The organism is Undibacterium sp. TJN25, assembly GCF_049339885.1.
GTDB lineage: Bacteria > Pseudomonadota > Gammaproteobacteria > Burkholderiales > Burkholderiaceae_D > Undibacterium.
Genome location: NZ_JBMPPM010000006.1, coordinates 353886 through 377907 on the forward strand (window position 1 = coordinate 353886; position 24022 = coordinate 377907).

Genomic DNA, 24022 nt, shown 5'->3' on the forward strand with positions numbered 1-24022 from the left:
TACATGTCCGCCAAATTTTGGTACCTGGATTCAACAAAAAACAGCTTCATAAAAAAACGCCACATGCAAAAAGCAATGTGGCGTTTTCATTGGGCCGGCTTGATTACCTGCCGATGGCCTTGGTGCGCTCCACCAGCCAGGCTTTCGCATCGCCGCTGACGCGTGGCGACAGGCGCTCCAGCACCGTGGCATGGTATTCGTTGACCCATGCAATCTCATCCTCGCGCAGCAGCGCCAGATCCATGCAGCGGGTGTCGATAGGACATAGGGTCAGGGTTTCGAATTTCAGGTATTCGCCAAATTCGGTGGTCTGCGCCGGCACGGCCAGCAGCAGGTTTTCTATACGCACCCCCCATTTTCCAGGACGGTAGATGCCGGGTTCGTTGGAGGTAATCATGCCGGGCTCCATCGCCGTATGCGGTTCGGGCATGGCATAGCTGGAGATGGATTGAGGGCCTTCGTGCACGTTGAGGAAATAACCTACGCCATGGCCGGTGCCGTGGCCGTAGTTGACGCCGTCGGCCCAGATCGGTGCGCGGGCGATGGTGTCCAGCATAGGCGATAAGGTACCGCGCGGGAATTGCATGCGGGTCAGCGCAATCATGCCTTTCAATACCAGCGTAAAGTCGCGTTTCTGTTCTGCTGATACTGTGCCTATCGGCAGTACGCGTGTGATGTCGGTGGTGCCGTTCAGGTACTGGCCGCCGGAGTCGATCAGCAGCAATCCGTTGCCTTCGATAACGGAATGCGATTCCGGCGTGGCGCGGTAGTGCGGCATCGCGCCGTTGGGGTTGAAGCCGGCGATGGTGTTGAAGCTGAGCGACACGAAGTGCGGCTGGCGCGCGCGGGCAGCGGTCAGCTTTTCATCCACTGTCAGTTCGGTGATGCGTTCCTTGCCGATGGCCTGCTCAAACCATGCGAAGAATTCGCTCAGCGCAGCGCCGTCCTGTTCCATTGCTTCGCGCACGAACTGCGCTTCCTTGTCATTCTTGCGCGACTTGGCAAAAACGGATGGATTGATTGCTTCAATGACCTTGACGGTCTGCGGCACTGCCTGCCGGAAACCGTAAGTGATGCGGCGCGGATCTATCAGCAGCTTTGCCGTGTCTGGCAGTGCAGACAGGCTGGCCAGGCTGGCGGCAGCATTTTCATAGGCGGAAATACGCACGTCATCCCGCGCCAGCGCGGCGGTCAGTTCGGCAGACAGTTTGTTCGGCGATACAAACAGTGTTGCATCGTGTAGCCCGATCAGCGCGTGGCCGACAAACACCGGGTTGTAGCTGACGTCGGCACCACGCAGGTTGAAGACCCAGGCCAGGTCGTCCACGGTGGAGATAAAATGCCAGTCTGCGCCTTTGGCCCGCATCTGCTCGCGCACCAGTTGCAGTTTGTCTTTGCGGCTGACGACGGCGTACGGCGCAGCATGTTCATAGATTGCGGCTTCCGGTACCGCGGGCCTGTCGGTCCAGATATCCTGCAGCAGGTCGTGGCTGGTGGTTAGCCTGATTCCTTTCGGTTCCAGCGCCTGTTCCAGCGCCCTCGCAGTCGCCAGGCCCAGCACTGCGCCATCCACGCCGACGACCTGTCCGGTTTCCATGTTGGCGGCCAGCCAGTCTATGTGCATCGTCGCAGCGGCAGAGGGTATTTTCATCATCTGTATGCCGGTAGGGGCGAGTTCTTTTTCTGCCTGTTCCCAGTAACGGCTATCGACCCACAGTCCGGCAAAGCTTGTCGTGACGATCAGCGTGCCGACCGAGCCGTTAAAGCCGGAATAGCGCGCACGCCCTTGCCAGCGATCCGGCAGGTATTCGGAAAGATGGGGATCGGCGGAAGGGATGATATAGGCATCCAGGCCTTTTTCACGCATCGCATTGCGCAACTGTACGATGAGGGCGGGAACGGGGGACGTCACGGCGTTGGGGCTGATAGGGCTGTTCATGGCTCGGCTGGAGTAGGGTGGTTCTGGGGGCGGCTGCACGGGTATCGTCAGCGCGGTCCCGGGTGTCTGGGCGGTAAATCGATCTAAAAGTATAAAGTAAATAGTTTTAAAAAGCCGTAAACGCTGGAATTCGTGATTTTGTTTTGCATTTTTCTGCTTTCACAGGCAAAACCATCCATGCGTTTAAAAAACGGCGCATGACATTCGGTAGGCGGGATGGCGATCGTGCGGGGGAGGGGCTTGTGCCAAAGCTGTACGGCAAGAAAAAAGGGATGCATAGCAACGCATCCCTTATACAAATCCTGCGAGCAGTGTTACAGATTACCTGACACGCATGCCCGGCGTTGCGCCCGGCCATGGCTCCAGCACATACAGGCCGGGGTTGGCTTTTTCATCCGCGGCAGACGCGGCCAGCACCATGCCTTCGGACATGCCGAACTTCATCTTGCGTGGCGCCAGGTTGGCCACCATCACGGTGAACTTGCCGATCAGCTGTTCCGGCTGGTAAGCCGACTTGATGCCGGAAAACACATTGCGGGTGCGGCCTTCGCCGACATCGAGCGTCAGGCGCAATAATTTGTCGGAGCCTTCCACCTGTTCGCAATTGACGATCTTGGCGATACGCAGGTCGATTTTTGCAAAATCGTCGATCTTGATTTCCGGCGCCAGTTCTTCGATGTCGCCGGCGGCGGCATCTGCTGCTTCAGGCGTTGCAGCTGCAGTGCCGGCTGCTGTGCCGGCGGCAGTTTCGGCAGCCGCTGGCACAGGGGCATCAAACAGCGAATCGAAAATCTTGATGTCGACGCGCTGCATCAGGTGGCTGTACGCATTGACGACATGGCCGTTTGGCAGCGGCGTGTCGACGTGCGCCCATTGCAGCGGTGCGATGTTCAGCAAGGCTTCCACCTGTACTGCAACTTGCGGCAATACCGGTTTCAGATAGATCGTCAGGATGCGGAAGGCTTCCAGCAGGCGGCTGCATACCTCTTGCAGCATCGCATCTTTGGCGGGATCCTTGGCCAGTTCCCAGGGCTTGTTCGCATCAACGTATGCGTTGACGGCGTCCGCCTGCTCCATGACGGCGCGCAGCGCCTTGCCGTATTCGCGGCTTTCATACAGCGCCTGTATTTCTGCGGATGCCTTGCGCAGGCTGGACAGGAACGCGTCGTCAGCCGTTGCCCACGCTGTTGACACTGCGCCGTTGAAACGCTTGGCGATAAAGCCTGCGGCACGGCTGGCGATATTGACGTACTTGCCGATCAGGTCGGCATTGACGCGTGCGACGAAATCGTCAGGGTTCAAGTCCAGGTCTTCCACCTTGGCATTCAGCTTGGCGGCGAAGTAGTAACGCAGCCATTCCGGGTTCATGCCGATTTCCAGGTAGCGCAGCGGCGAAATGCCGGTGCCGCGCGACTTCGACATCTTTTCGCCGGAGACGGTGACAAAGCCATGCGCGAACACATTGTCCGGCGTCTTGTAACCGGAGAATTTCAGCATTGCCGGCCAGAACAGCGTGTGAAAATAGGTGATGTCCTTGCCGATGAAATGTATCTGCTCCGTGCGTGGGTCCGCCATGAAGGCGTCGTAGTCGCGGCCGGTCTTGCCGAAATAATTTTTCAGCGAGGCCAGATAGCCGACCGGCGCGTCCAGCCATACATAGAAGTACTTGCCCGGCTCATCCGGGATTTCTATGCCGAAATAAGGCGCATCGCGGCTGATGTCCCAGTCGCCCAGGCCGTTGTCGCCTTCCAGCCATTCCTTGCACTTGTTCGCCACTTCGGATTGCAGGCGCTTGCTGTTCAGTGCCCACTCGCGCAGGAATTCCACACATTTGGCGTCAGACAATTTAAAGAAGAAATGCTCCGACGATTTCATCACCGGCGTGGCGCCGGTCAGCACCGAATACGGATTTTTCAGCTCTATCGGCGAGTACACCGAGCTGCATACTTCGCAGGAATCGCCGTACTGGTCCTTGGCGCCGCATTTAGGGCATTCGCCCTTGATGTAGCGGTCCGGCAGGAACATGTTTTTTACCGGATCATAGAATTGTTCTATGGTCTTGCTGGTGATGAAGCCGGCGGCTTTCAGCTTGCGGTAGATATCCTGCGACAGCGCATGGTTTTCAGGGCCGTCGGTAGAGTGCCAGTTGTCGAAGGAGATATGGAAGCCGTCCAGGTACTGTTTGCGGCCGGCGGCGATCTGCGCAACGAATTCCTGCGGCGTGAGGCCGGCTTTTTCTGCCGCGATCATGATAGGCGCGCCGTGCGCGTCATCGGCACCGACAAACGACACGTCGTTACCCAGCATTCGCTGATGGCGTACCCAGATATCGGCCTGCACATACTCCATGATGTGGCCGAGGTGGAAGGGCGCGTTAGCGTAGGGCAGGGCGGTGGTAACGAACAGCTGGCGGGTCATGTCAATGCACTTATCTGATAGGGTAGGAAAAGGATGAAACAAGGGCATTATTCTAACAGCGAAACGGCGCTTTCATTCAGTATGGTGTATTTCATATCGAATGACAGGGGTGGGCCGACAGTGTATCTATTTGCTTAAATGATAAGCAATGATGCCCATGATTTCCTTTGGAGCCACAGGGCTTTGCCATCGGCGACGCTATTTTGCGCTAGACTGGCAGCCTAGCTACGGAGAGATACGCATGAGCATTACAGCAGAAGAGATTAAAACCGCCCTGTCCGGCGTGATAGACCCAAACACGGGCAAAGATCTGGTCAGTTCCAAAACGGTTAAAAACATCAAGATAGAAGGCGCGGACATCAGCCTGGATGTGGAGTTGGGCTATCCGGCAAAAAGCCAGTGGGATAGCATAGGCGCTGCTGCTGCCGAGGCAATCGGCAAGCTTGCCGGCGCAGGCAAGGTCAGTGTCAATGTCTATTCCAAAATTGTTGCGCATGCAGTGCAGCGCGGCATCAAGCTGATGCCCAACGTCAAGAACATCATTGCGGTTGCTTCCGGCAAAGGCGGCGTCGGCAAATCGACGACGGCCGTCAACCTGGCGCTGGCGCTGGCTGCGGAAGGCGCTTCAGTGGGCATACTGGATGCCGACATCTACGGCCCTTCGCAGCCGATGATGATGGGCATTTCCGGCAAGCCGGAAACCAAGGACGGCAAAACCATGGAGCCGTTGGAAAACCACGGCCTGCAGGTATCCAGTATCGGCTTCATGATCAATCCGGATGAGCCGATGGTATGGCGCGGCCCGATCGTCACGCAGGCCTTGCAGCAGTTGTTGGAGCAGACCAACTGGCGCGACCTGGATTACCTGGTGGTGGATATGCCGCCCGGTACCGGCGACGTGCAACTGACGCTGTCGCAAAAAGTGCCGGTAACCGGCGCCGTGATCGTGACGACGCCGCAAGACATTGCGCTGCTGGATGCACGCAAAGGGCTGAAGATGTTTGAAAAAGTCGGCATTCCTATCCTGGGCATCGTGGAAAACATGAGCATCCATGTCTGCAGCAACTGCGGCCATGCCGAGCATATTTTTGGCGAAGGCGGCGGACAGAAAATGTGTGCCGAATACGGCGTCGATTTCCTCGGCGGCCTGCCGCTGACAATGTCCATCCGTGAGCAGGCTGATTCCGGCACGCCGACCGTGGTGGCTGATCCGGAAGGCAAGATTGCGCAGATCTATAAGGAAATCGCGCGTAAGCTGGCGATCAAGGTGGCAGAAAAAGCCAAGGATATGAGTAGCAAGTTCCCGACGATTACCGTGCAGAATACCTGAGGCGGCTGCCGGCGCGCTGCATGTATGCAGCACGCCGGCCCTGGCTGATGCCGGTGAGAAGTTGCTGCGGAAAAGAAAAAAGGATCGTCAAAGACGATCCTTTTTAAATTGGTCGGAGTACAAGGATTCGAACCTTGGACCCCCTGGTCCCAAACCAGGTGCGCTACCGGACTGCGCCACACTCCGAAACTTGCTTTGCATTTACTTCATGAATAAACGCTTGATTCTTAACTTTACCGACGCATAAAAATGCATCTGAAACCCTGCATACTTCTCATTGCTTCCTATTTAAAGGAAAAGGATCGTCAATGACGATCCTTTAAATTTGGTCGGAGTACAAGGATTCGAACCTTGGACCCCCTGGTCCCAAACCAGGTGCGCTACCGGACTGCGCCACACTCCGAGGAAAAGAATTATATTGCCTGGCTACAGAACTGTCAAGTTTTTCTAAACGCGGGAACACTGTTACAAGCTGCGTTCGCTACGGAATTCGCGGGGTTGTGCGCTAATGGGGTCGGTAAATGCGATCGCCCGAGCCAGCAATTTTAATGGCGCGGAGAAATCGTCACCCTTGCACTGCAGGGTTTCAGGATAAAAAATATCGTTGATTATCGGTATCTCCAGCCCGGCCATGTGCACGCGCAACTGGTGTTTGCGGCCGGTGACAGGCTGTAGCGTATACAGGCTGATATCGCCCCGGCGTTCCAGCACGTCAATATGCGTTTCTGAATTCGGTTCGCCAGGTGCTTCTTTCATCACGAAAAAATGGCTGCCTTCTACCATGCGGCTACGGCGGGTCAGCGGGAATTCCAAGTCTGCCCGGTGCGCAGCCAGCGCTTCGTAGGTCTTGGCGATGCTGCGGTGCTGGAACATCGCCTGATAGGCGCCGCGGCTTGCCGGGTTATGCGACAGCAGCATCACTCCGGCGGTTTCCCTGTCCAGCCGATGGATGGGCGTGAGTTCATGCAGGCCGGTTTTCTGCTTCAACCGCACCAGCAGCGTTTCTCGCAAAAAACGGCCGGTCGGTATCACCGGCAGGAAATGCGGCTTGTCCACCACCAGCAGGTGTTCGTCCCGGTAGAGGATATGCTCTTCGAACGGTATCGGCGTCTCGTCTTCCAGTTCGCGGTAATAATATATACAGATGCCGCGCCGGAACGCGCTGCCTGCCTGCAACACATCGCCGTGCTGGTTCCTGACTTCGCCTTTCGCCATGCGCGCCAGCCACGTGGCTTCGGCAACATCGGGGTAACGGTCGAGCAAAAAACTCAGCAGGTCCGGCCAGCTGCCTTCCGGTAGCCACAGGTAGCTGGGCGCGACGCCGTCTCGTATCGGCAGGGGCGGCTTGGTAGGTTGCTGCATGCTGGCTGGTTTTTCTATGGTCGGTGCAATGCTCGCATGATACCCGTACCGGCGCAGGCATTGCTACTTATGCTCTGGCGGGCATGGCCTTACTCTATAATGCTGGTTTTAACTTTACCGCGTTGCAGTGTTGACATTGTAACCAGCCATACCATGACTGTCCGTACCCGTTTTGCCCCCAGCCCTACAGGCTATCTTCACGTAGGCGGCGCCCGCACCGCCCTGTTTTGCTGGGCATTTGCCCGCAATACCGGTGGTACTTTTGTGCTGCGCATAGAAGATACCGACCTGGAGCGGTCCACGCCGGAGGCAGTGCAGGCTATCCTGGACGGCATGAACTGGCTCGGCCTGCAGCATGACGAAGGCCCGTTCTACCAGATGCAGCGCATGGACCGCTATCGTGAAGTGCTGGGACAAATGCTGGCAAAAGGCACGGCCTATCATTGCTATTCATCCCCGGAAGAAGTGGAAGCCATGCGCGAACGCCAGCGCGCCGCCGGCGAGAAGCCGCGCTATGACGGCACCTGGCGCCCGGAGCCGGGCAAGACCTTGGCGGCTGTCCCTGCTGACCGCAAGCCTGTCATCCGCTTCAAAAATCCGCTGGATGGCGAAGTCAGCTGGAACGATGTGGTCAAGGGCAGCATCACTATCGGCAACCGAGAGCTGGACGACCTTGTCATTGCGCGTCCCGACGGCACGCCTACTTATAATTTCTGTGTTGCAGTGGATGACTGGGACATGCAGATCACGCACGTGATACGCGGCGACGACCATGTCAACAATACGCCGCGCCAGATCAATATCCTGCATGCGCTGGGCGCGAGCCTGCCGCTGTATGGCCATGTGCCGATGATACTGGGCACCGATGGTCAGAAGCTGTCCAAGCGTCGCAACGACGTCAGCGTCATGGATTATCTGGCCAAAGGCTATCTGCCGGAAGCGATGCTGAACTACCTCGCGCGCCTGGGCTGGAGCCACGGGGATGATGAAGTATTTTCGATGGAGCAGATGTGCAGCTGGTTTGACCTCAGCCATCTGTCGATCTCGCCTGCGCAGTTCAATCCGGAGAAGCTGGACTGGGTCAACAACCACTACATCAAGGCAGCCGACAACGAGAGGCTGGCCGGCCTCGTGCGTGACGGCATGCTGAAGGACGGCGCGCAATTCGACAATGCGCCTGCGCTGCCCGCAGTGATTGCGCTGATGAAGGAGCGCACCAACACGACGGTGGAATTGGGCCAGGCGGCAATGCTGTTCTACAGGCAGCCCGCAGCAGAAGCCGCTTTGCTGAAGCAGCACATCACCGATGCGGTTGCGCCGGCGCTGGCGAACTATGCCGAACAGATCAAGACGGTGGAGTGGAGCAAGGCAGCCCTGTCGGCAATGATGAAAGAAACGCTGGCAACATTCTCGCTGAAGATGCCGCAACTGGCGATGCCGCTGCGCCTGTTGTTGACGGGCCAGTTGCAAACGCCGTCCATCGATGCGGTCGTGGAATTGTTCGGACGCGACGTCGTTTTGGCGCGCCTGAAAAATTATTAATATTGATCGCTTAAAGCTATTTACATGGCAGAAATAAGTTTGCTATAATCTCGCTTCTGCACCGGGGGTATAGCTCAGCTGGGAGAGCGCTTGCATGGCATGCAAGAGGTCAGCGGTTCGATCCCGCTTACCTCCACCAGCAGCACATAGCAGTAGATTGAAGTTTAAAAATCTATTGCCAAGTAAAGAAAAGGAATATATAATCTTTGTCTTGCTTGAATGTGAAGAAGTAAAAAGCAGTGCAAACACGGTCGGTAAATGTGCTTGCGCAAGCAAAGGTCAGTAGTACGGACAGCTTATTGTCCCCATCGTCTAGAGGCCTAGGACATCACCCTTTCACGGTGAGTACAGGGGTTCGAATCCCCTTGGGGACGCCAAATTAAAAAGGCTCTGAGAAATCAGGGCCTTTTTTGTTTTTCCGATCCGCTTTTTATTGCATCATCTTTGTGCGCATGTTGGCAGCCGCGCTGATGCCGTATATTCACATAGTGATGGCAGGGCGGTACCGCGTACAATCTGTGAAAACCGGTCGGCCTGCAATGGCGGGCGCCTGCCTTTGCTGCCCGTGCTTGCTGTCTGTTTGCGGCCTGTTCGCCGATACAAATAAATTTAAACCTATCCCATGAAATCTGCCCCCAGCGCTGTGTTGCAAATCCGCGATCTCACTTTTCATTATCCCGGACGAGCGCTGTTCAATCATTGGTCCGCCGATATTCCCTCCGGTATAACAGTCGTTCGCGGCGGCGACGGTTGCGGCAAGAGCAGCCTGTTGCAACTGATGGCGGGCGTCCTGCCGGCGCAGGCGGGACAGTTCCGGATCCAGGGCGTGTTATTGAGCGAACAGCCTGACGAGTATCGCCGGAAAATTTTCTGGATTGACCCGCGCACCGATGCGTTCGATCAGATGACCGCCATCGAGTATTTTGCGTCCTTGCGTGCTGCGTATCCGGCATTTGACGATACGCTTCTGCCTGGGCTGACCGAGGGTCTGTCGCTCACGCCGCATGTCCACAAGCAGTTATACATGCTGTCCACCGGCAGCAAGCGGAAGGTGTGGCTGGCCGCAGCCTTTGCCGCAAACGCCAGCCTTAATCTGCTGGACGATCCGTATGCAGGGCTGGACAGGGCATCCATCAACTTTGTCGAAAAAACGCTGAGCCAGATTGGCGGCGATCCCGCCCGGGCTTGGATACTTGCGTTATATGAAACGCCGCCCAGCCTGCCGCTTCCTTTCGTGGTGGACCTTGGCGATTGATGTTTGCGGTTTTGTTTAACGCCATTTACCAGGGCGCGGTTTATCCGGCTTGAAACAGGCGAATTGCAATCGTGACTGCATACTTTTCTTGCCGCCGATAAAAAAACAACATCACACAGCAGGCATTCCATGCTTGCAGCGCCATAACGGTTTGTTTTTCCATAGATAACATTTGCCGGCAGCAAAAAATACTACACTATGCAAGCCGGCCATGATCTGGGGATAAATGGGGAGCCGGCGCAGACATCGTGCCAAGCGAACAATAAAAATCCGAGGAAGAGAATGCCTGGAATATCCTCATTGCGCATCCCGGCCCTGTTGACCAGCCTTAAATCGCGGATCACCGTCTTTGTGGTGCTGATCGTGCTCGCCGCCACGGTGGCGATCATTGCGGTATCGCAGCAGGTACTGAGACAAAGAATGCGCGATACGATAGGCGTCGAGCAGTTTGCCCGTCTAAGCGGCATTGCCAGCGGCATCGACCAGAAGTTCGAGAGCCGGGCGATGCTGCTGCAAATGCTGGCGCAACAGATTGCCGCCAGCGACGCTGGCGAACCCGCGCGCATGCAGGCGCATCTGGCGCGCTTCCCCGTATTGCGGCAAGTGTTTCGTCACATCGAGGTGCTGGACTTGGACGGCGGCCTGATCGCCAATTACAACAGTACGGCGGTAATCGGCCGCGTCAACGTCAAGGACAGGCAATATTTCATCGATACGGTCGCTGGAAACAGGGCAGTCATTTCCAAGCCCATCCTGAACCGCGTCAACAAGCAGCCGGAAGTCATCATGACGCAGCCGGTGCGCGATGCCGACGGTGCGATCGCTTATGTCATCTCCGCCGGCATCAGCCTGCATGAACCCGCATTCCTGGGCGAGTTCGCCAACATGAAGTTCGGTGAAACCGGTTACATGTTCATCGTCAATACCGATGGCACTGTGGTGGACCATCCGAACAAGGCGCGGCTGCTGCAGAAGGAAAATTCCGACGGCGTGCGCAATTCGGCGACGGCGCAAGCCCTGGCCGGATTTGAAGGCAGCACCGAGGCGCGCAACCGCTACGGCGTGGACGGTTTGTATTCCTTCAAGCGCATCAAATCCACCGACTGGATCATCGGCTCCATCTACCCGAAGCAGGAGGCCTTCGCGACGGTCAGGATGGTGCAGGCAAAAGCGCTGGTGGCATCGGTAGTGCTGGCGCTCGCCGCCGGTGTGCTGGTCTGGCTGGCGACACGGTCGCAGCTGGTGCCGCTGCTGAAGCTGCATGGCCACATGAAAAAGGTGCGCGAATCCCATTTGTATGTGCCGCTGCAGCTCAAGCACAAACATGATGAAATCGGAGACCTCGGTGTTGCGTTTGACGATCTGATGCAGGACCGCAATGCAGCGGAAGCGAGGCAGGCGGAATCCGAGCAGAGGCTGCGCACGATTACAGACAATTTACCTGCGCAGATCGCCTATCTCGACCTGGAAGGGCGCTACCTGTTTGCCAATGCCTTTCTCGCAGCGGTTGCCGGCGTGCCGGTGGCCGAGCTGCTCGGCCGCACTATGCGCGAGGTCCGCGGGTACGCGGTGCACGCAGCAGTGGCGCCGTATATCGCGCGCGCACTGGCCGGTGAGACCGTGACCTTTCAGGCGGAGGGGCAATGGCAGGGGAACATCTATATTTACGAATCCATCTATGTTCCTGCCAAAGGGCAGGACGGCGCCGTATGCGGTTTGTATGCGATGACTTTCGATATCACCGATCGCAAGAAGGTGGAAAGGATCAAGAATGAATTCGTCTCCACTGTCAGCCACGAGTTGCGTACGCCGCTGACGTCCATCAACGGTTCGCTTGGACTGGTGCTGGCAGGCGTGGTGGGTGAGGTGTCGCCGAAGATCCGGGAGCTGATGGAGGTCGCGCACCGCAATGTAGAGCGCCTGATCCGCATGATCAATGAAATGCTGGATCTGGAAAAAATAGAATCTGGCAGCATGACTTTTGATATCCGCCTGCGGGACCTGGTGCGGCTTGTTGAGCAGGCCGTCGATTCCAGCCGGGCTTATGCGCTGCAGTATGGGGTCAGCATCCGCTTCGATGTAAAGCCGGCGCAGGTGCAATCCTATGTAGACCAGGACCGCTTTACGCAGGTGATGATCAATTTATTGTCGAACGCGGTGAAATTTTCTGACGCGGGCAGTGCGGTGGATGTCAGCCTGGCGGTGAAAGCCGGCGTCATCCGCATCGAGATAGTGGACAGCGGCTGCGGAATACCCGTGGAGTTTTACGGAAAAATATTTAACAAGTTCTCTCAGGCGGATGGATCCAACATCCGCAAGAAAGGCGGCTCCGGGCTTGGCCTCAGCATCTGCAAGCCGCTCATCGAAAAGATGGGCGGCTCCATAGGGTTCACGTCGCAGCTCGAAGTCGGCTCGACATTTTATATCGAACTGGCGGCAGCGGCCGCTTAGCTTGCTTTTGCCGCCGGCCCGCCAGGGAAGGCCGGAGCAAAGGGCCTGCCTTACAGATCACTGAATTTCCTGCCCCGCGCCACCATGTCCACCAGCAATTTGGCCGGTTTGAAATCATCGCCGTAGTCTGCCTGGAATTCCTGCATCTTTGCCAGCACCTTGTCCAGGCCGATACTGTCTGCATAAAAGGTCGGGCCGCCACGGTATACCGGCCAGCCGTAACCGTTGACCCAGACTACGTCGATATCCGATGCGCGAATCGCGATGCCTTCTTCGAGGATTTTTGCCGCCTCGTTGATCATGGGGTAAATGCAGCGCTGCAAGATTTCTTCATCCGATACGGGACGCGCCGACTTGCCTTTCTTTTGTGCAAAATCGCGTATCAGCTGTTCGCTGACCGGAGACGGCCTGGCTTGCCGTTTTTCATCGTAATCGTAATAGCCGGCACCGGTTTTCTGGCCGCGCCTGTCCAATTCGCACAGGATTTCACGCAGCGTTGAACTGCTGGATTTCTCCTTGATCCAGCCCAGATCCAGGCCCGCCAGGTCGCTCATGGCGAAGGGGCCCATGGGGAAACCAAAATCGAACAGTACACGGTCCACATCCCAGGGCATAGGGCCTTCCAGCACCAGTTTGTTGGCCTCGCGCTGGCGCTGCGCCAGCATGCGGTTGCCGACAAAGCCGGGGCAGACGCCAACCAGCACGGCGATTTTGCCGATCTTTGCCGCCAGCTGCATGGCGGTGGCGATGACACTGTGTGAGGTTTTTTCGCCGCGCACGACTTCCAGCAGTTTCATGACATTGGCTGGCGAGAAGAAGTGCAGGCCAACGACGGCTTCCGGCCTGGTTGTGGCAGCGGCGATTTCATTCAGGTCCAGCGCGGAGGTATTCGATGCCAGGATCGCACCTTGTCTGACTATTTTGTCCAGCTTGCCGAATACCTCCTTCTTCACGCCCATGTTTTCAAAAATCGCTTCGATGACGAGGTCGGAATCAGCCAGGTCTTCCAGCACCAGGGATCCTTTCAGCAATGCCATGTACCTTTCAACGTCTGCCGTACTCAGCCGGCCTTTTTTCGCGGTGTTGTCATAGTTGGCGCGTATTGTCTTCAAACTGCGATCCAGTGCATCCTGCCTTGTCTCGACGATGGTGACGGGGATGCCGGCGCTCAGGAAATTCATCGCAATGCCGCCGCCCATGGTGCCGGCGCCGATGATGCCGACCTTTTTCACCGGAATCAGCGGTGTATCTGCCGGCACGTCCGGGATGTTCTTTACCTGGCGCGACGCAAAGAAATAGTGCCGTTGCGCGGCGGACTGTACTCCGTTCATCAGTTCGGTAAACAATGCGCGCTCGAATTGCAGCGCTTCATCAAAGGGCAGGTTGACTGCCGCCTCTATGCAGCGGATGTTATATTCCGGCGCCAGGAAACCGCGGAATTTGCGCGCGTTGGCTTTGCGAAATTCGACAAACAGATCAGGCTTGTTGCGCGCTGCTTCGACTTTGCTGTTCTGGTCGCGCACTTTGATGAGCGGGCGTTTTTCGGCGATGACTTTACGCGCGAAGGCGATTGCAGCCGATCGCAGCTGGCCTTCCTCGGCCAGTTCATCCAGCAAGCCCATCTCCAGCGCTTCCCTGGCCTTTATGTGTACGCCGGAAGTGACCATATCCAGTGCTTTCGCTACACCGACGATGCGCGGCAGGCGCTGCGTTCCGCCGGCACCCGGCAGCAGGCCGAGGTTAACTTCGGGCAGGCCGCATCTGGCGGATGGCACGGCAATACGGTAATGGCAGACCAGTGCGGTTTCCAGTCCGCCGCCGAGCGCGGTGCCGTGGATGGCGGCAATCACGGGCTTGGGCGAATTTTCTATCGTGTCCTGCAGTTCGCGTAGCGATACGCCGGACGGCGGCTTGCCGAATTCGGTGATGTCGGCGCCGGCGATGAAGGTCTTGCCGTCGCAGATCAGCACGATGCTATCCACGGCAGGGTTGCCGATGGCGAGGCTGATGCCTTCGTGGATGGATTTTCTTACCAGTGCGGACAGCGCATTGACCGGCGGGGAATTCAGGGTAAGGATTGCAACATTGCCTTCGACGCTAAGGTCGGCAACGGAACTGATGAGTGCCATGGATGTCTCCAAAAATACGGGCGCCGCACCGGATTCTCTGCCGGTGCTGCGTGAATGAGCTATTCAGGTTGGGTAGGGGCGCTGGGCCGGATATTCAATATTAATAAATCTCGAACAAGCCGGCCGCGCCCATGCCGCCGCCTATGCACATCGTGACCACGCCGTATTTGGCGCCGCGACGCTTGCCTTCGACCAGCACATGGCCGGCCATGCGCGCACCGGACATGCCGTAAGGGTGGCCTATCGATATCGCCCCGCCCGACACGTTCAGCAATTCACTCGGTATGCCGATCTTGTCGCGGCAATACAGCACCTGGCTGGCGAAGGCTTCATTCAATTCCCAGATGCCGATATCGTCTACGCTGAGGCCATGCTGCTTCAGCAGTTTTGGAATCGCAAACACGGGCCCTATGCCCATTTCGTCAGGATCGCAGCCGGCCACGGCCATACCGCGGTAAACGCCCAGCGGCGCCAGGCCGCGGCGTTCCGCCTCCTTTGCTTCCATCAGGACCATTGCCGATGCACCGTCCGACAGTTGCGACGCGTTGCCGGCAGTGATGAAACGGCCTTCCTTGACGCGTTGGCCACCCTTGAATACAGGCTGCAATGCGTGCAGGTCGGCCAGTGTGGTGCTTGGGCGGTTGCCTTCATCCAGGCTCAGCGTCACGGACTTTTCGCTGACCGCGCCGGTGGCCTTGTCGGTCACCAGCATCGTCGCCGTGAAGGGGGCTATTTCAGTGGCGAAGCGGCCTTCCTGCTGCGCCCTGGCGGTGCGCTGCTGCGACTGCAACGCGTAGTCATCCTGTGCCGCGCGGCTGATACCGTAGCGCTCGGCGACGATCTCCGCGGTTTCCAGCATGGTCATGTAGATCTGCGGCAGCGCCTGGACCAGATGCGGGTCACGCGCACGGTAGGTATTTACCTTGTCGTTCTGCACCAGCGATATCGACTCCAGCCCGCCGCCGATAGTGACCTGCATGCCGTCCACGATGATCTGCTTGGCAGCGGTGGCGATTGCCATCAGGCCTGAAGAGCACTGGCGGTCTATTGTCATGCCCGGCACTGTGATCGGCAGGCCCGCGCGCAGCAGCGACTGGCGCGCGGTGTTGCCGCCGCTGGTACCCTGCTGCATCGCACAGCCCATGATGACGTCTTCCACCAGCATCGGATCAATGCCGGTGCGCGCCACTGCGTGCGAAATGGCATGGCCGCCCAGCTCCTGGGCCTGGGTATTGTTGTAGGCGCCGCGATGAGCCTTGCCTATCGGTGTGCGGGCGGTGGAAACGATGACTGCTTCACGCATGGTGTTCTCCTGGTGTAATGAAATGTTATTGAGTTTGCTGTGTCGGGTTTGCGGTATGTTGATTGTCTGTGTTGGCGTAAGCTTTCGCGTCAATGATGGTGCGACATATCCTTGGCCATCGCGAGGAAGCGGCCCAGCTGTTCGCGCACTGCTTTTTTGTTGAATTTGCCGACACTGGTTTTGGGAATATCGGAGGTGATGGCTACCAGCTTCGGCAGCATCCACCGGGTAATCTTGCCGGTATCCACACCGTGCCCGATCAGGAAGGCAATGACATCCTCCTCGCTGGCCTGGTAGCCGGGCCGCATGCTGACCAGGGCCATCGGCTTCTCGCCCCATACTTCGTCGGGCACGCCGACCACGGCTGCCTCCAGCACAAAATCGGCCATCGAAATCAGGTTTTCCAGCAGCAGCGTGGGCACCATTTCGGCGCCGCTGCGTATCAGGTCTTTCAGGCGGTCTGCGATGACGATATAGCCTTCGCGGTCTATCTTGGCGATATCGCCGGTGTGGAACCAGCCGTCGTACCAGACTTCTGCGGTGCGCTCCGGCGCGCGGAAATAGCCTTCGGTAACCCAGGGGCCGCGGATGACGATTTCGCCGACGGTGCGGTCGTCATGCGGTACCGGCTTGCCGGATTCGTCCACGACTTCCACTTCCAGTCCCAGCAGCGGCAGGCCGGTCTTGACCATGACTTCGTCGATCTGCTCCTTGTTCCAGCCCACCATGTGTTTCTTGACAAAGGAGGCCACCGTCGTCGGCGCCGTTTCGGTCATGCCGTAGCCGGAGCTGACGCGGAAATTCGGCATCATCTTTTCCAGCTTGGTCTTCAGCCCCAGCGGCAGTGCGCCGCCGCCGACGCCAATGCGCACCAGGCTGCTGAGGTCGTATTTGCCAAAATCCTTATACTCCAGCAGCATGGCCGCAATGGTGGGGACGATGCCCACCGATGTGACTTTTTCACGCTCCACCAATTCACAAAAGCCCTGCACGGTAAAGGTGCCGGCCAGCACGATCTTCTGTGCGCAGAATACAGTGGTGAAAGGCGCACCCCAGCCGTGGATGTGGAACATGGGCGTATTCAGCAGCGGCACGGCGTTTTCGCCCAGGCGCGGGCCCAGGCCGCCATCGTTGTCATAGTCCGGTGTGTTGATGACGCTTTGCATCGCCATCACGTGCAGCGTGATCAGGTACAACTGGCGGTGCGTGAAGGTCGCGCCCTTGGGCTGGCCGGTAGTGCCGGTGGTGTAGCACAGCGTGGCATTGGTATCTTCATGCAGGTAGGGCCAATCGTACTGGTCCGGCTGCTCATCCAGCAAGCTTTCATAGGAAAGGAGGGGAATGCGGCTTTCCGGCAGGACTGGCGTGTCCGACATGTAGACAAAGGTGTGTACCGTGTCCTTGATGTAGTCGTAGATGCCTTCCAGCAGCGGCAGCACCGTGTCGTCCACGAAGATGACCTTGTCCTGCGCATGTTTGATCGTATAGATCACATGCTCGGGCGACAGGCGCACGTTGATCGGGTGCAGCGTTGCGCCGGTACAGGGCGCCGCGTAATACAGTTCCAGGTGGCGGTGCGTATTGAGCGCCATGGTGCCGACACGGTCGCCCGGTTCGCCAGGCTTACCGGGCAGGATGCCCAATTTCCGTTGCAGCACGTTGGCCAGCCGGCAGGTGCGGCGATACCATTGCATCCACGTAAAGCGCGTGTATTCTCCGCTGATATGGTTACGGTAGACCACGCCGGTCTGGTCAGGATACAGGCTGACAGGCCGCTTCATCAGCGTCGTCAGCAACAGCGGATAGTGGGTGCTGAATTCCGGGTAGGTCCTGTATTCCACGATGTCTCCTCGTCGGCGTCATTTTTCTCTTTTAATTCTTATTCTTATTGTTGTTATTCATTTTCCTGATTCTGTTGCAGCGCATGGCGCGGCTCCTGCACTCGCAGGATCGCCAGCATCGACAGCGCCATGACAAAGATGGCGATGGCGAACATCGTGCCGAAGTCGAATTGCTGGGCCACAAAGCCGCCCAGCAGCGGGCCACCTGCCATCATCAGATGCGAAGCCGTATCCGAGACCGCAATCAGCATCGGCCTGTCGTGCGGCTTGCCGAACTCCAGCACAAAATTCTGCGAAGCGACCTGGTAGCCGCCGAAGCCCGCGCCCAGCCCGCAAAACGCCAGCAGGATGGATGGCACGCCGCCAGCTACGACCAGCGCTGCGGTGGACGCCGTCCATAACCCCATGCTGATGATGAACACCCTGCGGTAGCCATGGCGGTCCGCTATCGGCCCCCAGGCCAGGTTGCTCACCGTCTGCGACAACAGGAAGGCCAGCGACAGGTAGGCCAGCATTGCGCCGGAGAGATGCACGGACTTGCCCGCATAAATTGCATAAAACGGCACGGCGGTCGTGCCCAGCGCTCCCAGCGCGCGGGCAAAAAAGAAACGCCGGTAGTGCTCGTCCGCGCGCAGCATTGCCGGCACTTCGCGCAGCCTGCCGAGCAGGCCGGACTGCAGGCGCACGGCCAGCGATTCCGGCTCGCGCACGAAATTGAGCGCGGTGATGCCCAGGCTGGTGAATACAAACGCCGCCAGAAAGGTGGTGGCGTAGCCGTTGCCGAAGGTATTGGCAGCGACCAGGTATTTGCCGCCGAGATAGGCGACGCCGGAGGCGATCAGCCCGCCGAGGAAATTGCGCATGCCGGTCAGCTGCCCGCGCCGGTTGACCGGGATGACCTTGGACATCATGAAGCTGAAGCTGACATTCTGCATGCCGCTGAAAAAGCCGAACAGCCCGAGGAAGATGCACGCCGCCGTGAGCGCCGCGTGGCCTTCCAGAAAATAGCCGGACAGCGCCAGGCCCAGTATCTGCAGGCGCATCAGCCAGCCGACCGAATAGACGACCGGCATCACCTTGCGCCGGTGCTCGATCAGCGTCGCACCCCAGATCGACGACAGGGCCATGCCGATGAACTGGGCGGACAGCGCGACACCCACTGCCATCCGGGAGGCGGATAGCAGAAAGATGTAGGCGGGCACAAAGGTGGGTGCTGTCACCAGCCGGAAGCCGGTCATGCCCAGCATGCCGTGTGCCAGCACACCCGCGTAGTTGCGCTGCAGGTCGGCCTGCACCTGTTCGTGGTAGGCCGCCTCGGCCGGCTCCAGCATCTGCTGTTCCGCGAGGCTCATGCCGGCAACTGCCCGGGTACGGTAGCGTAGTCTTTCAGCGCCTCGTCAAAGCTGCTCTGTTCCAGCGCCAGCAAGTCCATGACGGCAGTCAGCCAGTCGGGCAGTTCCCGTGTGCAGACGGAAATCGGCCGCTCCAGATTGGAGTGCTGCAAGGCCAGCATGGCGTAATTACCTGCATACGCGGGCGGCCGTGCATCGGTGGAGAGATCGGCAATGGCGTAGGGATCGGGCGGGGCCGGCTGCTGCATGTCGACGATGGGCATATACGGGCTTTTGGTGCCGGCGCCGCCACCAGCGAGGCCGGGGCCGTCGCGCAGAATGAGACCGCGCACCTGCAGTGGCCTGCCGCCGGCCAGCAGCAGGCCGACATAGGCGCCCAGTCCGCGTCCGATAATGGCGGCGCTCCCCAGATGCTGGAGTGCGGCATCGGCGTCCGCCATCAGGAATTCGCAGCTGTAACCGCCGCCGCGCGGCACATCGGATGCACCGTGGCCGGTGAAGTCCAGCGCGTGTACCGGCCCGGGCCAGTTCGCGTATTCAGGCGGTAGCTGCGCCGGCGAGCGTTCGCCCAGTCCGTGCAGTAGCAATAGCGCCAGCCCGGCGCCGTCTTTCAACTTGTGCAGGGCGAGCCTGACGCGGTTGTGGAATATGGTTTCCATCATGTCTTCAGAAAGTCGCAGACCAGCGCGGCAGTCTGCTGCGGCCGTTCAATGTGGATGAAGTGGCCGGTATCCTGCACCACCTCCACCTGTGTGCTGGGCGCGAAGTAGGGCATCAGGTCGGCCGGTTTGACATCCCATCCCATCGGTTCGCGCACAGTACCGAATAGAGCCAGCATGGGGATGGGGAAGCCGGGTAGCCGGTCCGTCATCCAGCGCGAGCGATGCGTGCCGAAGCCGCCGGGGCGCAAGGCCGGGTCTATCTTCCAGCGCCAGCCGTCGACGTCCTGGCGCGCACCCTGGCTGGCCAGATAGCATAGCCATTCGTGGCTAAGGCGCGGGTTCATGCGGGCGCGGCGCTGTGCCAGCTCTTCCAGCGAGCCTGGCTTGCGTGCCAGGCTGCCGGTCGCGCGGCGATGATCCAGCCAGCCGGTGATGACGTCGGCCGTCATTGATTTACGCTCGCGCAAGGTGGCATCGGAATGCGGGCTGCGAAAAGGCAGGCCGTCGATGGCGACAAAGCGGCTGAAACGGTGCGGCAGCGCCTGGATGGAATGCGCCAGCATGGAGCCGCCCTTGCTGTGGCCGATGGCGATGAAGGGGGGGCGGCTGATGGAGTCGGCCACTGCCAGCATGTCCCGTTCATCAGCAGTCCAGCTATACAGCGCGGCGTGTTCGGAATCCCCATGGCCGCGATGGTCGTAAGAGACTACCCGATAGCCGGCATCCGCCAGCAGCGGGGCAAAAACGTCGAAGGTGCGCGCAAAATCGAGTGCTCCATGCACCAGCAGCAACGGCGGCGCATCGGCATCGCCCCATTCGTATACCGCCAATGCCAGGCCGCCGCTGTTCACGCTGCGCTGCCTGTCAGGCGGGCGGGCGCCGGGAAACTGGTGAAAATGTGCTTCCTCCACCCGCGGCATGCCGCTTCCAGCCGCCATGATTTCCTGCTTGTCCGGATTGTTTGCTGCGCCGCTTACGCGGGTTTCGTTGTTGTCCTGCACAAGGTTTATCTCTATTTTTAGTGAGTATGGTATGTTTCCTGTATTGATATTAGCATGCGATTATTTGTGCAGGCAAAGGGAAATCTCTAGTTTTTAGAAAAGTGGGGCTGGTTTATTTGATTTTTGTAAAAATCGGCGCATGGAATGCAAGAGCCGGCTGTTGCCCGGTAGCGGCTTGGCGGCGGTCAAGTTCCGGCATGCGGAATCTGGCTGTGGCTGCGAGCAACGGAGATATAATCGGCCGCACAATCAATCAGCTTAATCAATTCGTCTAATCAGGTCTCTCATGGATCAGCAAACTCAGGCAAGCCCCGACCTCAATCGTGTCACGCAACGCTACGTGAAGAAGCGTGAAGCGATCCTGCATGCGGCGGCGCAGCTGTTCAACCAGCATGGCGTCAAGGGCGCCACGCTGTCCGACGTTGCGGGCATGGTAGAGCTGAGCACCAACAGCATCACCTACTACTACAAAAAAAAGGAAGACCTGGTGGTGGCCTGCCTGCTGCGCTCCACCGAAGTCATCAACGACATCATCCTGCTGGCGGCGGAAGCGGATAGCGCAGAACAGCGCGTGCGTTCGTTCATCCGCCTGTTCTTTGTCCGCCTGGCAAAAATCCAGGGTAATGAGGCGCCCGAGCTGATGACCTTCCGCGACACGCAGGTGCTGGGCAGCCCGCATGCCGAAGTTGTTTTTGCGGCCTATACCGACATGTTCCGCCGCGTGCGGCGCCTGCTCGCCGGCGATGCCGTGACCAGCGGCAACCGCCTGTCGCTGAACGCGCGCAGCCATCTGCTGTTGACGCTGACACTGGGTGCAATGAGCTGGAGCTCGCGTTACGACCCGGAAGACTATGAGACGGTTGCCAGCCGCATGAGCGATATCCTGATCGGCGGCATTGCATCGGAAACCGCGCAGTGGGGCCACGCCCGGCTGGACAATGCGCTGGCGCATGCGCCTGGCGATGGCGACAGCACCTATGACGGCTTCCTGCGCGCGGCGACCGCGCTGATCAACGAGCAGGGTTACCGCGGCGCATCGGTGGACCGCATCTCGGCGCGGCTGAATGTCACCAAAGGCTCTTTCTACCACCATATCTCCAATAAGGAAGACCTGATCTCGGAATGTTTCGAGCGTACCTTTTCGGTCATGCGGCGCATGCAGACACTGGCGCAGGCCGGCGAAGGCTCCGGCTGGGACAAGGTGTGCGCGGTATCGCGCGAGCTGGTGCGCTACCAGTTTTCCGAGCATGGCCCCTTGCTGCGCATGTCGGCCTGGAGCGAACTGCCGGACGAACTCCGCGACAGCAAATTCAAGACCATCAACCGTCTCGGCCAGCGTTTTGTCGGCTTCCTCGTGGATGGCATGAAGGACGGCTCGGTGCGCCCCATGGACCAGACGATAGCTGCGTCGCTGATTACTGGCATGATCAACGCCTCGGTGGTGCTGGACCGCTGGGTGCCGGATGTCACGGCCGACAATGCGGCCGAGCTGTTTGTGCGCCCACTGTTCTTCGGCATACTCGAAGCCTGATTTTTTGATTTCCTGGCTTCGTGATTCTCCGATAGCGATTTCTTGCCGGGCCGCATTCAATGCGGATATCTTCCGCTGCCTGAAAATTTTTCATGCGCCATTTTCATTTTTAGTGAATGCGGTATTGACACTGCGCGGCGTAGAGCGCTATACATTGCTTGTTCAGGTTTACATGTTTCAGTTTATTTGCTGCTGTCGGAAAAACGGATTATTTGTCGCGCAGCCATAGGCGGCGCTTACCTTGATAAGGAATGCCAATGTCATTATTCGATCTGAGTGGAAAAGTTGCCGTTATTACCGGTTCATCGCGCGGCATAGGGCGGGCGATTGCCGAGCGCATGGCGGAGCAGGGCGCAAAGGTGGTGATCTCTTCACGCAAGGCGCCGGCCTGTGAGGAGGTGGCAGCTGCCATCAATGCGGCGCATGGCGCAGGCAGCGCGATTGCCGTGCCCGCGAATATTTCATCGAAGGAAGACCTGAAGCAGCTGGTTGAAGCTGCCACTACGGCTTTTGGCAAGATCGATATCCTCGTATGCAATGCCGCATCGAATCCCTACTACGGCCCCATGGCCGGCATTGAAGATGACCAGTTCCGCAAAATCCTGGAAAACAATGTCATTGCGAACCATTGGCTGATCCAGTTTGCTGCGCCGCAAATGGTGGAGCGCAATGGCGGCTCCATCATCATCGTATCGTCCATCGGCGGCCTGCGCGGTTCGCCGGTGATCGGTGCATACAATGTGTCCAAGGCGGCAGACTTCCAGCTGGCGCGCAACCTGGCAGTGGAATACGGCCCGCATAATGTGCGTGTGAACTGTATCGCGCCGGGCCTGATCAAGACCGACTTCGCCCGCGCGCTGTGGGAAAATCCGGATACGTTAAAGCGCGCGACGTCCACCACGCCGCTGCGCCGTATCGGCGAGCCGGATGAAATTGCTGGCGCTGCCGTGTTCCTGGCCTCGGATGCCGGCAGCTTTGTCACCGGGCAGGCGATCGTCGTTGACGGCGGCGCAACCATCTGAAGAGTGGCAAATAACAAAGCAGTTTCCGCAGCAGGGCTCCGTTAGGGGCGCTGCTGCGGAATCATGCCGTCAGACTTTCATGCCCGGCAGGTTGAGCGATGCGGTATTGCCGCCATCCACCGGCAAGGCCTGGCCGGTGACATAGCTGGCGTCGTCGCTGGCCAGGAAGCAGATGACGGCGGCCACTTCCTGCGGCCGGCCGTAACGGCGCAATTCGCAGCGTGATCCCAGTTTTTCCTCTTTCTGCACCGCGCGTGCGCGGGCGAATACCGGCGCGGTCATGCCGGTTTCGATCAGGCCGGGGCAGACCGCATTGACCCGTACATTCCATTCGCCGAGATCACACGCAGTCGTCATCGTGAAATTGATGACGGCAGCTTTTGATGCGCTGTATGCATTGCCGCCCGCGCCGGAGCGCACACCGGCTACCGACGCTGTATTGACGACGGCGCCGCTGCGTTGCTCGCGCATGCTGCGCGCCGCATATTTGGTGAAATGCACCGCCCCCATGACATTGACGGCCATAATGTTTTGCCACACCGCAGTGTCGGTTTCAGTGATCTGCGAATAATCGCCGCCGGCGATGCCGGCGTTGTTACACAGGATGTCGATGCGGCCGAAGGCTGCCAGCACATCGGCCACGCATTGTTCCACTTCTGCTTCGCGTGAGATATCGAGTGCGCGCAGCCATACCCTGGACTGGTCCGGCAAGCCGGCCGCCGTTGCCTGCAGCCCCTCCTGGTTGCGGTCTATCAGCGCGACGCGTGCGCCTTCGGCAGCCAGGCGCTCTGCTACGGCACGGCCTATGCCGCTGGCGGCGCCGGTGATGATGGCTACTTTATTTTCAAATCGCATGCCTGTCTCCTTGAATGTATTTTTATGTT

The 24022-nt window shown here is 58.6% G+C and carries 17 protein-coding genes and 4 tRNA genes; 8 read left to right on the forward strand and 13 right to left on the reverse strand.

Annotation, left to right across the window (positions count from 1 at the left end; genetic code table 11):
- Positions 1–103: 103 nt before the first annotated feature.
- Entirely contained in the window at positions 104–1939 is a 1836-nt protein-coding gene (locus ACO0LO_RS17295; protein ID WP_422965657.1) for an aminopeptidase P family protein, read from the reverse strand.
- Positions 1940–2260: 321 nt separating this feature from the next.
- Complete coding sequence (gene metG / locus ACO0LO_RS17300; RefSeq protein WP_422965659.1) at positions 2261–4357, reverse strand: methionine--tRNA ligase; 2097 nt, start codon at positions 4355–4357, stop codon at positions 2261–2263.
- Between the two features lie 241 nt (positions 4358–4598).
- On the opposite strand from metG, the gene apbC reads away from it, so the two are divergent.
- Positions 4599–5687 (forward strand): iron-sulfur cluster carrier protein ApbC, encoded by a 1089-nt coding sequence (gene apbC, locus ACO0LO_RS17305; protein ID WP_422965661.1) that lies wholly within the window; start codon positions 4599–4601, stop codon positions 5685–5687.
- A 109-nt stretch (positions 5688–5796) separates the two neighbouring features.
- Here the strand turns inward: apbC and ACO0LO_RS17310 are convergent.
- From ACO0LO_RS17310 to ACO0LO_RS17320, 3 genes are all read right to left on the reverse strand, one after another.
- Positions 5797–5873: transfer RNA gene (locus ACO0LO_RS17310), tRNA-Pro, on the reverse strand.
- A 140-nt stretch (positions 5874–6013) separates the two neighbouring features.
- Positions 6014–6090: transfer RNA gene (locus ACO0LO_RS17315), tRNA-Pro, on the reverse strand.
- Between the two features lie 62 nt (positions 6091–6152).
- Positions 6153–7049, reverse strand: coding sequence for a pseudouridine synthase (locus tag ACO0LO_RS17320; RefSeq protein WP_422965663.1), 897 nt, complete (start codon positions 7047–7049; stop codon positions 6153–6155).
- A gap of 153 nt (positions 7050–7202) precedes the next feature.
- Between ACO0LO_RS17320 and gltX the strand changes: the two genes are divergently transcribed.
- From gltX to ACO0LO_RS17340, 4 genes are all read left to right on the forward strand, one after another.
- Positions 7203–8591 (forward strand): glutamate--tRNA ligase, encoded by a 1389-nt coding sequence (gene gltX, locus ACO0LO_RS17325; protein WP_422965665.1) that lies wholly within the window; start codon positions 7203–7205, stop codon positions 8589–8591.
- 63 nt (positions 8592–8654) lie between these two features.
- Positions 8655–8730 (forward strand) — tRNA-Ala (locus ACO0LO_RS17330).
- A 162-nt stretch (positions 8731–8892) separates the two neighbouring features.
- Positions 8893–8968: transfer RNA gene (locus ACO0LO_RS17335), tRNA-Glu, on the forward strand.
- Between the two features lie 245 nt (positions 8969–9213).
- Positions 9214–9846 carry an ABC transporter ATP-binding protein gene (locus ACO0LO_RS17340; RefSeq protein ID WP_422965667.1) on the forward strand — a complete coding sequence of 211 codons (633 nt, stop codon included), beginning with the start codon at positions 9214–9216 and terminating at the stop codon, positions 9844–9846.
- A 40-nt stretch (positions 9847–9886) separates the two neighbouring features.
- Here the strand turns inward: ACO0LO_RS17340 and ACO0LO_RS17345 are convergent, their stop codons facing one another.
- On the reverse strand, positions 9887–10009 hold the full coding sequence (locus ACO0LO_RS17345) for a hypothetical protein (protein ID WP_422965669.1): 123 nt from the start codon (positions 10007–10009) through the stop codon (positions 9887–9889).
- A gap of 119 nt (positions 10010–10128) precedes the next feature.
- On the opposite strand from ACO0LO_RS17345, the gene ACO0LO_RS17350 reads away from it, so the two are divergent.
- The gene (locus tag ACO0LO_RS17350) at positions 10129–12297 is read left to right on the forward strand and encodes an ATP-binding protein (RefSeq protein ID WP_422965671.1); all 2169 of its coding nucleotides are present in this window, start codon (positions 10129–10131) and stop codon (positions 12295–12297) included.
- 50 nt (positions 12298–12347) lie between these two features.
- Here ACO0LO_RS17350 and ACO0LO_RS17355 read toward each other — a convergent pair whose 3' ends face one another.
- The 6 genes from ACO0LO_RS17355 to ACO0LO_RS17380 all read right to left on the reverse strand — a co-directional run bounded on the left by ACO0LO_RS17355 (position 12348) and on the right by ACO0LO_RS17380 (position 20585).
- On the reverse strand, positions 12348–14426 hold the full coding sequence (locus tag ACO0LO_RS17355) for a 3-hydroxyacyl-CoA dehydrogenase NAD-binding domain-containing protein (RefSeq protein WP_422965673.1): 2079 nt from the start codon (positions 14424–14426) through the stop codon (positions 12348–12350).
- Between the two features lie 100 nt (positions 14427–14526).
- Positions 14527–15729: an acetyl-CoA C-acyltransferase gene (locus ACO0LO_RS17360; protein WP_422965675.1), complete on the reverse strand. Its 1203-nt coding sequence runs from the start codon at positions 15727–15729 to the stop codon at positions 14527–14529.
- An 89-nt stretch (positions 15730–15818) separates the two neighbouring features.
- Entirely contained in the window at positions 15819–17570 is a 1752-nt protein-coding gene (locus ACO0LO_RS17365) for a long-chain-fatty-acid--CoA ligase (RefSeq protein WP_422965677.1), read from the reverse strand.
- A gap of 53 nt (positions 17571–17623) precedes the next feature.
- Positions 17624–18922, reverse strand: coding sequence for an MFS transporter (locus ACO0LO_RS17370; RefSeq protein WP_422965678.1), 1299 nt, complete (start codon positions 18920–18922; stop codon positions 17624–17626).
- Positions 18919–19584 carry an alpha/beta fold hydrolase gene (locus ACO0LO_RS17375; RefSeq protein WP_422965680.1) on the reverse strand — a complete coding sequence of 222 codons (666 nt, stop codon included), beginning with the start codon at positions 19582–19584 and terminating at the stop codon, positions 18919–18921. Before ACO0LO_RS17375 ends, ACO0LO_RS17370 begins: the two co-directional genes overlap by 4 nt.
- Positions 19581–20585, reverse strand: a complete 1005-nt coding sequence (locus ACO0LO_RS17380) for an alpha/beta fold hydrolase (protein WP_422965682.1) — start codon at positions 20583–20585, stop codon at positions 19581–19583. The genes ACO0LO_RS17375 and ACO0LO_RS17380 overlap by 4 nt, the downstream gene beginning before the upstream one ends.
- A gap of 286 nt (positions 20586–20871) precedes the next feature.
- On the opposite strand from ACO0LO_RS17380, the gene ACO0LO_RS17385 reads away from it, so the two are divergent.
- Positions 20872–22116 (forward strand): TetR/AcrR family transcriptional regulator, encoded by a 1245-nt coding sequence (locus ACO0LO_RS17385; RefSeq protein ID WP_422965684.1) that lies wholly within the window; start codon positions 20872–20874, stop codon positions 22114–22116.
- 257 nt (positions 22117–22373) lie between these two features.
- Positions 22374–23138: an SDR family oxidoreductase gene (locus ACO0LO_RS17390; protein ID WP_422965686.1), complete on the forward strand. Its 765-nt coding sequence runs from the start codon at positions 22374–22376 to the stop codon at positions 23136–23138.
- Between the two features lie 69 nt (positions 23139–23207).
- On the opposite strand, the gene ACO0LO_RS17395 is transcribed toward ACO0LO_RS17390, so the two are convergent.
- Complete coding sequence (locus tag ACO0LO_RS17395; RefSeq protein ID WP_422965687.1) at positions 23208–23993, reverse strand: SDR family NAD(P)-dependent oxidoreductase; 786 nt, start codon at positions 23991–23993, stop codon at positions 23208–23210.
- Positions 23994–24022: the final 29 nt, after the last annotated feature.